We start from the raw sequence: 14,298 nt of genomic DNA on the forward strand, positions 1-14,298 counted from the left end.
TGAAATAACGCCAGATATGTCCGAGCTAGCTAAGGGCATACTGAATAGTAAACTCAGTGACATATTAAATACGACATAAAGGAGATAACTATGAAAAAATATATAAAATTATTATTAGTGGTGTCAATATTAGTGCTATCCCTTGCAATATTTGCAGGGTGTCAAAGAAATGAGCAGGCATCAGAAGAAAAACCAGAGGCGGAAGTGCCTTCAGAGAGTATGGCTAAAGGTAAAATTACCGTAGCAGCATCGCCGACACCTCACGCTGAAATTTTAGCGCAAGCTAAGGATATACTGGCAGAACAGGGATATGAACTGGAAATAATTGAATTTTCTGACTATGTACAGCCTAACCTTGTTGTTGATGCCGGAGACGTAGATGCGAATTTCTTCCAGCACAAACCATACCTGGATAACTTCAATGAGGAAAACGGAACGAATCTGGTTTCAGTAGCTCCAATTCATTATGAGCCACTTGCAATATATGCAGGTAAATCAGAAAATCTATCTGACATACCAGACGGTGCCGCAATAGCAGTTCCAAGTGATACTACTAATGAAGCAAGAGCATTGTTGCTTCTTGAGGCTAATGGCCTTATTGAAATAAAAGAAGGCGCCGGACTTGCAGCTACGAAAAATGATATTGAAAAAAATCCTCACAATATTGAAATTATTGAATTGGAGGCAGCTCAAGTTTCAAGAGTAATAGGCGAAGTGGATTTTGTAGTATTAAACGGTAACTATGCACTTTCTGCCGGATTAAATGTGTCAGATGCATTAGCAAAAGAAGAACAGTACTCAGATGCTGCTCAGGTCTATGCCAATATATTAGTTGTCAAAGAGGGAAACGAGGAAAGAGAAGATGTTAAAGCTTTGATTGAAGCTTTGAAGAGCGATGAAGTAAAACAATATATTGATGAAACATACAACGGAGCAGTAGTTGCAATAGATTAATTAAATTATAACAAAAAATATTCAAAGATGATAACTTTGCACTAGAATGGATGGTTATTAAAAAGAAATATATATGAAAATAACAGCTGAGGCTGTCCGATTCAAGGGCAGCCTTATTAAAGTGTTATTATTGTACCAATAAACATCTTTTATAAACTTGATTTTTTAATAGTTTATCCGATATACTATTAAATACACAAAAAAACACTGAAGGCGGATCATGGAACATACAGATAAAATATTTCATAGATTTTTAACAGACCCTATAAATGATTTGTTTAACAAACTAACAAACATTTCAATTATAGATAAAAATTTGAACATTATTCCCGATGAAGAATTAGTTCCTGTAATTAAAGAAATTAATCTGGGCTTTAACAAGCTGGATAAATTAATAGAACTAATAGAGAACATTAATAAGGATGTGTCATTTGAAGGAATTTTAAAGTTTATATACTCTACATTCTCAGAATTTATTCCTTATAATCACATAGGAATTGCTCTGCTAAAAGATGAGGATAGAATACTGGAAGCTTCCTATGGTATTTCCGACCCTATGTTGTGTGAACTTCCTAAGAAACTTATGGGACTTAGGGCGGAAATAAGCAGGACAAGTCTTGAAAATATTGTAAAAAATGGGACTCCAAGAATTATAAATGATTTGAATAGTTATACGAAAAACAAAGATGCAAATTATAACAAAATCCTTATGGAAGAGGGAATAAAGTCTTCAATTTCACTTCCTTTGAGTGTTAATGAAAAGCCAATCGGAATTATATTTTTCTCTAATGTTATGCGAGATGTTTATAATGAGGAACATGTGGATTTTTTAAAAACTTTATCAAGCAGTATTGCCATAAGCTTGAATAAAAATATATTTATTGACGAAATGCTTTACTCTACACTTCTGGCACTGACAAAGATGGCTGAAACCAGAGATGAAGATACTGCCGACCATCTTGACAGAATGACTGCATATGCGGTTAAAATTACAGAATTTTTGCAGGACGACAGAAAATATGAAGAAGAAATAACCATTCAGTTTATTAAGGGAATTGAGAGGTTCAGCGCTATGCACGATATCGGCAAAGTTGGTGTTAAGGACGGAATATTGCTAAAGCCGGGGCGCTTGACAAAAGAAGAATTTGATGAAATGAAAAAGCATGTAACATACGGTGTTGAAGTTTTAAAAACAGCAGAAAGCAACATAGCAAAGCAAAAATACAGCATGTTCAAAATGGGAATTGAAATAGTTGAGTGCCATCACGAGAAGTGGGACGGTTCGGGATATCCTAACAACAAGTCTAAAACAGATATTCCGTTAAGCGCCAGAATTGTAGCAGTTTCAGACGTATTTGATGCGCTGACCAGCAAAAGGCCTTACAAAGATGCCTATGGTTTTGAAGAAAGTTTTGAATATGTAATTGAAGGAAGCGGCCGCCATTTTGATCCTGTAATTATTGAGACGCTAAAAAAACATAGAAATGAATTTTATGAGCTGTACAATAGTTTTCAAAAGAATAAGCCGTCCGATTAGGACGGCCCATTCTTTATTCTCTCATCGTCTTCATAGCTTCAGACCATGATATTAGCTGGTTAAATAGTTCAGATACTTCATCATTGTGCCTTGGGTCAGGATTGAACTCGCTCATATTTACAAAATCAGTAAACAAATTCAGCATTACCTGAGCTCTTATATCGGCCATTTGAAGTCCACCTGTTATTTGTCGCAAGTGGTCAACAGCTCTTGCCCCGCCTACACTTCCATAGCTTACAAATCCGACGGCTTTATTTTTCCATTCAACGTTCAAAAAATCAATTGCATTTTTCAATGCTCCGGGTATGCTGTGGTTGTACTCCGGGGTTACAAATATGTAACCGTCAAATTCATCGATTTTCTGCGACCATTTTTTTGTGTGTTCTTTTGTATATTTCTGCATCATTGCAGGATATGGCTCATCATAAAGAGGTAAATTGTAATCAGCTATATCAACCAATTCGAATTTTGCATCTGCTCTATTTTCTGCCAGCTTATATATCCACTCAGCAACAGCTTTTCCGTTTCTCCCGGGCTTTGTGCTTCCTAAAATCACAGCTATTTTTACCATATTAACTCCTCCTGTGAAAATATCTTTAATAAAAGATTTGTGTTTATAATATATATACCCAAATTTCTAAAAACAAACAACTAAATATGTAATGTTTAGTGAATTGAAACAGACTATTAAAATTTAAACATCATGTATTTTATGTATTGTAATGGATGAAGCAATATGTTAGTATTATCTTAAAACTGCATTATAATGATAGAAGGGAAATAAAACTATGAAAAATTATATTATAGTAACAGATTCTACTGCGGATTTGCCTATAGACATTATTGAGAAATATGGAATTGTGGTTATTCCTTTGGGATTTGGCTTTGAAGGTGAAAATTACCTAAACTATCCTGATCACAGACAACTAAGCATAAATGAATTTTACGAGAGGATAAAAAAAGGAGAGAGATCTAATACTACCCTTATAAATGCAAAAACTTTTGAGGAATATTTTGAACGCATACTTATGGATGGAAATGATATTTTATACTTGGGATTTTCATCGGCACTAAGCGGAACATATAATTCTTCTCTGATAGCAAGGGAAGAGCTGTTGCAAAAATACAGCAATTTAAGAATTGAATGCATTGACACATTTGCAGCTTCATTAGGGGAAGGGCTGCTGGTATACTATGCATCAAAGATGAAGCAGGAAGGCAAAAGCATCGACGAGGTTATGAACTGGGTGGCAGATAATAAATTTCATTTGTGTCACTGGTTTACTGTAGATGATTTAAATCATTTGAAACGCGGCGGCAGAATAAATGCTATGACTGCTACTATTGGAACAGCTTTGGGAGTTAAGCCCATACTTCATGTGGATAACGGAGGATATTTAGTTCCCGTTTCGAATGTGAGAGGAAGAAAAAGATCAATCAATGCCCTTTTGGAGCGCATGGAGACAACATGCATAAATCCTGAAGATAATTCAGTTTTCATAAGTCATTCAGAATGCTTTGAGGAAGCAGAATATCTTGGCAACTTAATAAAAGAAAAGCTGCATGTTAAGGAAGTTGTTATAAACTACATAGGACCTGTAATAGGTTCACATACCGGACAAGGCACAATAGCGCTGTTCTTCTTCGGAACAGAAAGATAAGATTTGGAAGTCGATTCATTATTGCTTTACTGAATCGACTTTTTTATTTGGTAATTTATAAAAAAGGAGCACAATTTATATCCAAGATAAAGTGATGTGCTCCGCTTATTTATGAAATAAAATTGAATAAGAATATTAACTGGTTAATGACAATACTACAGATATTCTCTTAAGCTTTTAGAAATTTTGTTATCTCTGCCAATTGTTGTATCAGCATGGTATAAGGAGCTTATTACTGCTTCTTCTACTGCTTCTATGGCTCCTCTGAACACAATATCAATATTTTCGTCATAAATCATTTTTGTAGCGATAACATCCGAATCGCTGTAATGCTTCAAATTATTAGCCGTAGTGAAGGATAAGCAAATATCACCGCTTCCGTTTCCCATATGAGAACCTGTTCTCGCAATTCCAATAGCAGAACGCTTTGCCACCCTTTTCAGCTGCCTTTCATTCAAGGGTATGTCAGTTGCAATTATAATTATTATTGATCCCTTTTCTTTTTTGTTAAGATCAATTTCTTTCATCTTAGCGCCAACATTTTGTCCGCATATTGTTAAATCACCTTTGTTCCCAAAATTGGACATAACAATGGCGCCTATAACATACTCTTTGTTATCTAATTCCACAACTCTTGAGGAAGATCCGATTCCGCCTTTAACACCTAAACAAGACATTCCTGTTCCTGAACCGACTGCGCCCTCTTCAAAATCTTCAGCCGCATTGCTGATTGCTTCAAATATATGCTCTTCTTTAACATGAAGTCCTCTTATATCATTCAATCTTCCGTCGTTACATTCAGTAACCACGCAATTTACTGTGCCTGTCTCAAGACCTATATCGCTGTTTTGATCTAACATATATTTTATCAACCCGTTTGCAGCAACTCCTATGCTGAGAGTATTAGTCATAATTATGGGTGTTTCAATAGTTCCGAGTTCATCAATTTGCAGCAGCCCCATGCTTTTTCCGAATCCGTTCAGTACATATGATGAGGCCATTACTTTTTCTTTAAATATATTTCCTCCATGTGGCAAAATGGCAGTTACACCTGTTTTTACACTACCGTCGTTTAATGTAACATGACCGACTTTTACTCCCTGAACATCTGTTATAAGGTTTTTTTTGCCTTTTTTTAGTTTTCCTATAGTTATTCCGCTGTTTTTATCCAGTCCCATTTTATTTCCTTTCTTAAATGTCTCAACCTAAGAATACTCCGAAAGAGTATTTAATTATTATATATAAACATTATTTATGATATTTTTATTTGCTATTGAGCTTTAGATTTTAACTCGTCTTCATAAAATAGCTTGAAGTCGGGATCAACTGTACCTATTCCCATATATCTTGCTTTGTAGTCCTTTAGCAGTTCAATAAATTTACCACCTATCATAAACAGTACAGCTACGTTGATAAACGTAGGTATTACAGATGAGAAATCGGCCAAAACCCATATTTGCTCTGGAGTTCCTCCGAAGTATACGGAAGCTACTAATATGAAAAAGCCCCAAAGCGGATTTCCAATAACAAATAGCTTTGTGAATATTTTCTTTGTTTTTGAGCCGTCTTCAAATGCATGATTCAACAGGGTCATATAATATGCAAACCAACCTGTATTTGTTGTTAACCCGAACAAAAATATACTCAATGCTACAATTACTCTTGCAGTATAACCTATAACTGATTCGAATGCCGATAATGTTAAGTTTGCTCCTGACATACCTGAATTCCAGTATCCTGTAATTATAACTACAAGTCCTGTTATTGAGCATACTAAAATCGTATCGGCAAATACTTCAAATGCTCCTAATAAGCCTTGCTTAATCGGATGATCAACATCAGCGGTCGCATGTACCATAGGAGATGTTCCCCAGCCGGCTTCATTACTATAAACTGATCTGGCAAAACCCAGCCTCATAGCCTTTCCTACCGTGGCGCCTAAGAAACCGCCAGCTGCCGCTTGAGTTGTAAATGCTCCCTTAAATATTAACATAAAAGTATTAGGAACCTCTGAAATGTTAACTAATAAAATATAAATTCCACATAAAATATAGAATCCGCACATTATAGGAATTAAATAAGAAGCAATAACACCGATCTTTTTAAGTCCGCCTATTGTTACCAGATAAATGCAGATTACCAGTGCAATAGAAGGAATTATAAACGGTATGTTAAATGTTGTTCCTATAGCTTCTGATATGGTGTAATTCTGAATTGTTATAGGCCATGTCATAAATATACCTATTCCAAAGATAACAGCTAGAGGCTTCCAGAATTTAACTCCTTTTTCTGCACCCAAAGCTTTCTGAATATAGAATGTAGGACCTCCTCTAAAAGTGCCGTCATCGCCTGTCTCTCTGTAATACACCGCCAATGAAACCTCAGCCATTTTAATTATCATGCCTAAGAGAGCAGCAAACCAAATCCAAAATAACGCTCCAGGTCCACCTGTAGCAATCGCTGTTGCAACACCGCTTATGTTACTTACGCCGACTGATCCGCCAACAGCAATTGAAATCGCTTGGAATGGAGTCAATTTCTTTTTGTCGTCCAAGCTTTTTGATTCTTTATTGCTTTTAAAAATATTAGTAATAATAAAACCGAAATACTTAAATTGGAATCCGCGGGTTTTAACAGTAAAATAAAATCCTGTTACTATAATAACCACTAATAATGGCATGCCCCATAAAAAATTTGTAAAATTAGTAAAAAGTTCGAACATAGTAGCCTCCTTTAAATTATTTTTTATTTATATATAAGCAATTTATATGCCAATACACATAATAAAAATATTAATTGATAATACTAACGTTTTTATCTTATCAAAAAAGTCTAACAAGTTAAATGCTAATATTTAATAAGATTAAAATAAAAATTAATCCTATTATTATCCTATTATTTTAGTATTTGTGCTATAATAATATAATTAATCTTTAAGCAGGGGGATGCTTTTATGAAAATAATATCAGTAATTTACAGAAACAGAGAGAATATGCCGGCAATCGAGTATTTGAAAAATAATTTAGAATCTATCTTTGAAAAGTATATAAAAGTAAACAATATTTTTTTAAATGAGCTTTTTGATGATGAAATTATTGAGGGTGATATATTTTTAGTTTTGTTTGAATATATGATATACCCATTAAAAAAGCATATACAAAATTTTGATAATGTTATACTTATGACCAGAGGTATTGATAAAAAATTTATTTCTGATATTCTTGCGATTCCCCAAAATACTGATGTTTTAGTTGTAAATGATTCTTATGAGAGTACCATTCAAACAACAAATACTTTTTACGAACTGGGAATAAGCAGTGTCAATTTTATTTCTTACGAAAAAGACTTAGATACGGATAATTATTACGATGATATTAAAATAGCAATAACTCCCAATGAAGAAGATCTGGTGCCGAAGCATATAAAAAATATTATAAATATCGGCTACAGACAAATCGGATACGACACTCTTATTAAAATAATGCAAAAATTGCAATTAAGCCATAAGCTTATAAACAGAAACATAATCAGACATATGAACAGCATTGTTGAGCCTAATGCTACTTTTAAAAGCAATTACTTAAACAGCTATTTGAAAAGTGAAATGTTAAACATGGTGATTTTCAATTCTCATGAAAGTATACTGCTGACGGATAATGATTATAACCTAGTATATTCGAACAATAAATCAAATATTATTTTTGGCATTGACTATAACAGCTACGACAGGAGTATAAGAAATTTTGTTGACAAATCAGCTTTTGAAAAATTAATCAATTCTAATACAAAAACCAGACTTATTAAAATTAACGAAGAGAATTATACAGTTGAAAAAACTACAGTAATGCTTATGGATCAAATTGTAGGTTATTATATAATACTTAGAAATGAGAAGGATATAAGAGATTTAGAAATAAATTTGAAAAATCATTTGATAGATAAAGGGCTTTTTGCTAAGTATTCTTTTAGTGATATTGTGTATAAATCGGACAGTATGATGCAGTGCATAAACCTTTCAAAAAAGGCATCTCTGACAGATTTTACTATAATGATCAGAGGAGAAAGCGGTACGGGGAAGGAATTGCTTGCGCAGTCAATTCATAAATTTTCTTATAGAAGGAGCATGCCCTTTGTTGCGGTTAATTGTGCAGCCCTCCCTGAATCACTTCTGGAAAGTCAGCTTTTTGGATATGAAAGCGGATCGTTTACCGGAGCAAGCAAGAGTGGGAAAATAGGATTGTTCGAGCAGGCTAACACGGGCACATTATTTTTGGATGAAATAGGAGATATATCTCAAAATCTTCAAGTTCAACTGTTAAGGGTAATTCAAGAAAAGCAAATCATGCGTATAGGCAGCAACAGGCTGATAAATGTTGACGTAAGGATTATCGTGGCAACAAACAAAAATTTGGAAGATGAAGTGCAGAAGGGAAAATTTAGAAGTGATTTGTACTACAGGCTTAATGTAATTCCCGTTGAAATTCCGCCATTAAGGGAAAGACAGGAAGATATTTTGCTGTTGGCGGAAAACTTTTTGGGAGATTTGTATTATAGTTTGACAGAGGAGCAAAAAAAATCCATATTGAATTACTCTTGGCACGGAAATGTCAGAGAATTAGAAAGTGCTGTCAACTATTATAAGACACTTGGTATATTTCCAAATTATATGTCAAATAAATCTAATAATAAATCAACTGCGAATTCAAAAAACGATTATATATCTTTAATTTTAAGTATTATAAAAGAAAATACAGACAGTTTTCACGGTATAGGGAGAACTCAATTAATGTATGAGCTCAAAGAAAAGGGTGTAAAAATAAGCGATTCCAAAATCAGAACATTATTAAAATGGCTGCATGACAATAATTATATTGAAACAAGAAAAGGAAGAGCAGGAAATATGGTAACTCAAGAAGGGATTAATTACTTGAATTCTTTGTAGCCGAATAATTCGATCAAAGATAATACATATTAATTATTGGAGTTTGCGGGTTATTTGTACCTCTGGCAGTAATGCGAAATTCCAAATTTTTCTTTTAAGCTAACAGCAAAAAAACATTGACATAGAACATCTTTTCAGGTTATAATATCATTTGCTGTAAAGCACTTTGGAGAGTTGTCCGAGTGGTTGAAGGAGCACGCCTGGAAAGCGTGTATACGGGGAACCGTATCGCGGGTTCGAATCCCGCATTCTCCGCCAAATGAAAATCATGTATGAGTTCACATTTTATACATGATTTTTTGTTTTACTTATGATAATATTAATTAAAGAAAATTTATAACGGAGGGATTAGCTGTGATTATTGGGTTAATTATTATGCTGTCAGCCGGCTTGTTTTGTACTTGCTTTGGTTTTCTCATTTGGAAAAAAGAAAAAATCTCTCTTATACATTCCTACCATTATACAAACGTGAAAGAAAAAGATAAAAAAGCTTATACCACGCTGTTTGGGAAAGGAATTGTGCTAATTGGCACAGGGTGTATATTAGCAGGTATCCTTGATTATGTAACCTATACCGCTTATTGGTGGACTTGTTCTGTTCCATTCTTTATAATCGGGTTTATATTGATTGGAACGGCACAAAAGAAGTATAATGGAAGTTTATTTTAATTTCGCATTATGAGCAAAACACGAAGTGATGGTCTTTTCAGCATATTACCAGCATTTTGTGTTGTTGTCATTTTGAATTGAATTAGCTGCATAGAGAGCCAATAAAGTTGAAAAATGTTATAAATTGTAAAATGGTATTGATAATAAATGTTTTAATTGGTATAATTTTGGTAATTATATTATTAAAAGGAGGGATTGGGAAATGTCAAACTTAGATGTCAATGTTAATATTAATGGCTTAAGTTCAAGACAAGAATCGTATTTTGATGGGGGGGTATTGCAATTAATTGGATGGAGTATTCTAGGAACTTTGATTACAGCTGTAACATTTGGGATATGCTACCCTTAGGCACTATGCATGATATATGGATGGAAAACAAACCACACTGTGATTGAAGGGAAAAGATTAAAATTTAACGGAACAGCAATTGGACTTTTTGGTAATTGGATAAAATGGTTCCTGTTAACAATTATTACTTTGGGCATTTACGGACTTTGGCTAGGAATAGCGTTAGTAAAATGGAAAGTAAAAAACACAACATTGCATAATAACAATTATAATATTAAATATCTAATAATGGAGGCACAAAGTGAAAGTGAAAATTTTTAAGGGAAATATAAGTGAAACAATAGACGTTAACAATTTAGAAGGAGAGCTTAATGGCTTTATCAGCGACAAAAAAGTGTTGGACATTAAGCAGTCACAAAGTTACAATCATGAAACAGATCTTACTTTTCTAGTCGTAAGCGTGTTTTATGAATAAGAGTACATAAAAGTATAGGTTCAAGATTATAAGCTGCATATTGTTAATTAATATGCAGCTTGTTTTTATATTCAAATCAGTATTTAAATAATCTTTAACTTTAATTTCTGCTGTAAGTAAATAATTATATTTAATCTATATTCCTGTAACATGAGATATCGCAGCAAGTATATCTTTTTTTATCTGCTGGGAATCCAATGAAGGATCCTGGCATTTCTGCATTAGTTTATATTTGCAATAACTTACGGTAATTTCATTAAGCATAGATACGTTTTTATCTGTAACAAGATTTTTTTCTTTAATCAGCGGGTGCAAAAGATTTAAACATCTTTCATTAATATTGCTGCCAAAATACATAGATTCAATATCTTCGGAGAACTGATCGCGTTCTTCAGGGAAAATTTGATAATACAAATTCATAATTTCTTTCAAGTTGTCGCTTCTCTTTCCAAAGAAAAAATTATAAAATATGTGAGGGTTTGTTAAAATTGCATCAATAAATAGATTCCATATAGAAAGGAAATTTTCGACGGTAGATAACTGTTTTTGGCTCTGCAACTCAAGGGAGTGACTGTACTCTCGAAAATACTTCATAGAGGCAAGCATAATTAATTGATCAAGGTCCTTAAAATACAAATATATAGTCGAATTATGAAAGCCTGCTCTTTGAGAAATCTTTCGTATAGAGGCACCTTTGAGCCCTTCTTCATCAATTATTTCTTGAGCTGCATTAACAAAACGAATTGTATTATATTTTTTATTTTCTTCTTTTTCTAGTAATTCAAGCTCTTTCATAGTAAACTGCCCCTCTCTTTACGGCATAATCATAATTGAAAGTGCCGTGTAGTTTTTTATTTAAATTATGAAAAATAGTTATAAGTAAGTAAGAAGTTATAAAAATAGCTTGACAATAAGCGCGCTTATTGATATTATTTATACAATATCACATGCAATAAGCGCGCTTATTTATATTATTTGTATAATATCCAAATTATACAATAGCACAAATTATTGTGTTTATCAATAAGAAAAAGATGTGACATTAGGCAAGTGCAGTATCGCCGATATCTAAGATGCAAATAGCATAAGGAGGATTTACCATGAAATTGGAATTAGGAAATTTCTATGTAAAGGATATCGTTTTCGGAGATAAACTGTCATTTGATAATGGAGTCCTGACAATAAACAAACAGGAAGCTCTGGACTTTATCAAAAATGATGAACGTATCACGGAAGCGGACTTATACATAGCGAAACCAGGAGACAAGATTCGTATGTGTCCGGTTAAGGAAGCCATTGAGCCAAGAATCAGGCTGGATGGAAGAAGTGCTTTTCCGGGATATACAGGACCGTTGCAGCCGGCAGGAAACGGAACGGCACACGCATTGAAAAACTGCAGTGTATTAGTGGTAGGCAGACATTGGGGAGGCTTCCAGGACGGACTTATTGACATGAGCGGCGAAGGACAGAAGTACACTTTGTTTGGAGAATTGAATAACATTGTTCTTGTAGCAGACACTAACGAGAAGTTTGAACATCGTGAGCAGCAGAAAAAGAATGATGCTTTAAGAAGAGCCGGACATAAACTTGCAGAGTATGTTGCGGAATGTGTGAAAGAATTAGAGCCTGAAGAAAAAGAGGTATATGAACTTGGTGAAATTACAAAACGTGGGGATGAATTGAAAAAATTATTCTCTGTCGTATATGTAATGCAGCCGCAGTCTCAGATGGAAGAAATGGGCTATAACGATTTAGTCTACGGATGGGATATGAATCACGTTGTTCCTACAGTAATGCACCCAAATGAAATTCTGGATGGAGCGATGGTTTCGGGAAGTTTTATGCCGGTTTCCTCTAAGTGGTCCACATATGATTTCCAGAACTGTCCTAACATTAAGGCTTTATATAAGGAACACGGAAAAACAATTAATTTCCTTGGTGTTATAATGTCTAACCTTAATGTAGCATTGGAACAGAAAGAGCGTTCTGCATTGTTCGTAGCTCAAATTGCAAAGACTCTTGGTGCTGATGGAGCTGTTGTTGCGGAAGAAGGATACGGAAACCCTGATGCAGATTTTATAGGATGCTATGTTGCTTTAGAAGATGCTGGAATTAAAACGGTAGGCGTTACCAATGAATGTACTGGACGTGATGGACAGTCACAGCCTCTTGTAACATTGGATGAAAAATGTGATGCGATCGTATCTTGTGGAAATGTGTCTGAATTAATTGAACTTCCTCCGATGGAGACTGTATTGGGAGAACTGGAAGCTTTGGCAAGAGACGGATTATCTGGTGGATGGCCGGATGATGAAATCTTAGGGCCTTCAGTAAGACCGGATGGCTCCATTATTATGGAAAATAACTCCATGTTTTGCGGAGACCGAGTGTGTGGGTGGTCCCCCAAAACAATGAAAGAATTTTAGAGGAGAGATAAAATGAAAAAAGCGATTTTGTACGTTAATCAGTTTTTTGGACAAATAGGCGGTGAAGATAAGGCTGATTTTGCTCCGGAAATCAGAGAAGGAAAAGTAGGGCCTGCTCTTGAGTTCGCTAAAAAATTGGATGCAGAGATTACCCATACAGTCATATGCGGAGACAACTATATGGGAAGTAATACTGAGGATGCAGTTAACACTATATTGGGAATGCTGGAAGGAAAAGAAATAGATATCTTTCTTGCGGGACCTGCATTTCAGGCGGGACGATATGGAGTTGCCTGTGGAACCATATGTAAAGCTGTAAAAGAAAAATACAATGTACCGGTTGTGACATCTATGAACATAGAGAATCCAGGCGTTGAGATGTTTAAAAAAGACATGTATATTATGCAAGGCGGTAATATTGCATCTAAGATGCGTAAAGATGTGGCCGCAATGGTTAAGCTTGCTAATAAAATACTTAATGATGAAGAAATTCAAAGCGCTTCGGAAGAAGGATATTTTGCAAGAGGAATCCGTCGTCAGATGTGGCTTAATGAAGGTACACCTGCTTCTGAAAGAATGATAGATATGCTTCTTAAAAAGTTAAGCGGAGAAAAATTTCAGACAGAACTTCCGATTCCGAAAATGGAACGTGTTCCTATTGCTCCTGCTCTGAAAGATCTGAAAAAGGCAAAGATTGCACTTGTTAATACAGGTGGAATTGTACCTGTGGACAATCCTGACCGTATTCAGTCTGCATCAGCTACACGTTGGGGAAGGTACAATATAGAAGGTATAGATGCATTAAAAGCAGGAGAATACAAAACCATACATGCCGGTTTTGACCCTGCGGCTGCAGATGCAAATCCTAATGTAATAACACCAATCGATGCATTAAAAGTTATGGAGAAAGAAGGAGTGTTTGGAAAACTTCATTCATATTTCTATACTACCGTAGGAACGGGAACAACTCAAGCTGAGGCCATGAGAATGGCAAATGAAATTTTGCCGTATCTGCAAGAGGATAGTGTAGATGCTGTAATACTAGTATCAACCTGAGGCACCTGTACACGTTGCGGTGCAACGATGGTTAAAGAATTTGAAAAGGCCGGATTACCGGTTGTGCATATGTGCAACTTGATTCCGGTGTCGTTGACAGTAGGAGCAAACAGAATTGTTCCAACTATCTCCATACCGTATCCGTTAGGAGATCCAGGTACCTCAAAAGAAGAACAGTGGAAGCTTCGTTATCATAGAACTAAAGTAGCATTGGAAAGTCTTGCTACAGATGTGAGCGAACAAACTGTATTTAAGGTATAAGCGGGTACTGTAATTATGGAAAAGAAGG

Annotated in this window: 12 protein-coding genes, 1 tRNA gene and 1 pseudogene; 10 read left to right on the forward strand and 4 right to left on the reverse strand. The window is 34.8% G+C overall.

The window, feature by feature from the left end; genetic code table 11:
- Window positions 1-90: 90 nt before the first annotated feature.
- Together ACS3UD_RS15490 and ACS3UD_RS15495 are read left to right on the forward strand one after the other, a co-directional pair.
- Window positions 91-954 carry a MetQ/NlpA family ABC transporter substrate-binding protein gene (locus tag ACS3UD_RS15490; protein ID WP_308138748.1) on the forward strand — a complete coding sequence of 288 codons (864 nt, stop codon included), beginning with the start codon at window positions 91-93 and terminating at the stop codon, window positions 952-954.
- A gap of 220 nt (window positions 955-1,174) precedes the next feature.
- Window positions 1,175-2,491, forward strand: a complete 1,317-nt coding sequence (locus ACS3UD_RS15495) for an HD domain-containing phosphohydrolase (protein WP_308138747.1) — start codon at window positions 1,175-1,177, stop codon at window positions 2,489-2,491.
- Between the two features lie 13 nt (window positions 2,492-2,504).
- Here the strand turns inward: ACS3UD_RS15495 and ACS3UD_RS15500 are convergent, their stop codons facing one another.
- Window positions 2,505-3,062: an NADPH-dependent FMN reductase gene (locus tag ACS3UD_RS15500; RefSeq protein WP_308138746.1), complete on the reverse strand. Its 558-nt coding sequence runs from the start codon at window positions 3,060-3,062 to the stop codon at window positions 2,505-2,507.
- A gap of 217 nt (window positions 3,063-3,279) precedes the next feature.
- Here ACS3UD_RS15500 and ACS3UD_RS15505 point away from each other — a divergent pair, with 217 nt between their 5' ends.
- Window positions 3,280-4,152 carry a DegV family protein gene (locus ACS3UD_RS15505; RefSeq protein WP_308138745.1) on the forward strand — a complete coding sequence of 291 codons (873 nt, stop codon included), beginning with the start codon at window positions 3,280-3,282 and terminating at the stop codon, window positions 4,150-4,152.
- A gap of 155 nt (window positions 4,153-4,307) precedes the next feature.
- On the opposite strand, the gene ACS3UD_RS15510 is transcribed toward ACS3UD_RS15505, so the two are convergent.
- Window positions 4,308-5,330, reverse strand: coding sequence for a DmpA family aminopeptidase (locus tag ACS3UD_RS15510; protein ID WP_308138744.1), 1,023 nt, complete (start codon window positions 5,328-5,330; stop codon window positions 4,308-4,310).
- Between the two features lie 92 nt (window positions 5,331-5,422).
- On the reverse strand, window positions 5,423-6,874 hold the full coding sequence (locus ACS3UD_RS15515) for an alanine/glycine:cation symporter family protein (protein WP_308138743.1): 1,452 nt from the start codon (window positions 6,872-6,874) through the stop codon (window positions 5,423-5,425).
- Window positions 6,875-7,105: 231 nt separating this feature from the next.
- Between ACS3UD_RS15515 and ACS3UD_RS15520 the strand changes: the two genes are divergently transcribed.
- The 5 genes and pseudogenes from ACS3UD_RS15520 to ACS3UD_RS15540 all read left to right on the forward strand — a co-directional run bounded on the left by ACS3UD_RS15520 (window position 7,106) and on the right by ACS3UD_RS15540 (window position 10,527).
- Window positions 7,106-9,094 carry a sigma 54-interacting transcriptional regulator gene (locus tag ACS3UD_RS15520; protein WP_308138742.1) on the forward strand — a complete coding sequence of 663 codons (1,989 nt, stop codon included), beginning with the start codon at window positions 7,106-7,108 and terminating at the stop codon, window positions 9,092-9,094.
- 168 nt (window positions 9,095-9,262) lie between these two features.
- A tRNA-Ser gene (locus ACS3UD_RS15525) sits at window positions 9,263-9,352 on the forward strand.
- Between the two features lie 96 nt (window positions 9,353-9,448).
- On the forward strand, window positions 9,449-9,763 hold the full coding sequence (locus ACS3UD_RS15530) for a DUF3784 domain-containing protein (protein ID WP_308138741.1): 315 nt from the start codon (window positions 9,449-9,451) through the stop codon (window positions 9,761-9,763).
- Window positions 9,764-9,965: 202 nt separating this feature from the next.
- Window positions 9,966-10,313: pseudogene (locus ACS3UD_RS15535) on the forward strand (hypothetical protein); the annotation flags it as partial.
- A 40-nt stretch (window positions 10,314-10,353) separates the two neighbouring features.
- Window positions 10,354-10,527, forward strand: coding sequence for a hypothetical protein (locus ACS3UD_RS15540; protein ID WP_308138740.1), 174 nt, complete (start codon window positions 10,354-10,356; stop codon window positions 10,525-10,527).
- Window positions 10,528-10,662: 135 nt separating this feature from the next.
- Here ACS3UD_RS15540 and ACS3UD_RS15545 read toward each other — a convergent pair whose 3' ends face one another.
- Window positions 10,663-11,322, reverse strand: coding sequence for a TetR/AcrR family transcriptional regulator (locus ACS3UD_RS15545; RefSeq protein WP_308138739.1), 660 nt, complete (start codon window positions 11,320-11,322; stop codon window positions 10,663-10,665).
- A gap of 305 nt (window positions 11,323-11,627) precedes the next feature.
- Between ACS3UD_RS15545 and ACS3UD_RS15550 the strand changes: the two genes are divergently transcribed.
- Both ACS3UD_RS15550 and grdH read left to right on the forward strand, forming a co-directional pair.
- Entirely contained in the window at window positions 11,628-12,953 is a 1,326-nt protein-coding gene (locus ACS3UD_RS15550) for a glycine/sarcosine/betaine reductase component B subunit (RefSeq protein WP_308138738.1), read from the forward strand.
- A 12-nt stretch (window positions 12,954-12,965) separates the two neighbouring features.
- On the forward strand, window positions 12,966-14,270 hold the full coding sequence (gene grdH / locus ACS3UD_RS15555) for a betaine reductase selenoprotein B (protein ID WP_308138737.1): 1,305 nt from the start codon (window positions 12,966-12,968) through the stop codon (window positions 14,268-14,270).
- The last annotated feature ends 28 nt before the right edge of the window (window positions 14,271-14,298 follow it).

The organism is Sedimentibacter sp. LTW-03, assembly GCF_052059825.1.
Lineage (GTDB): Bacteria > Bacillota > Clostridia > Tissierellales > Sedimentibacteraceae > Sedimentibacter.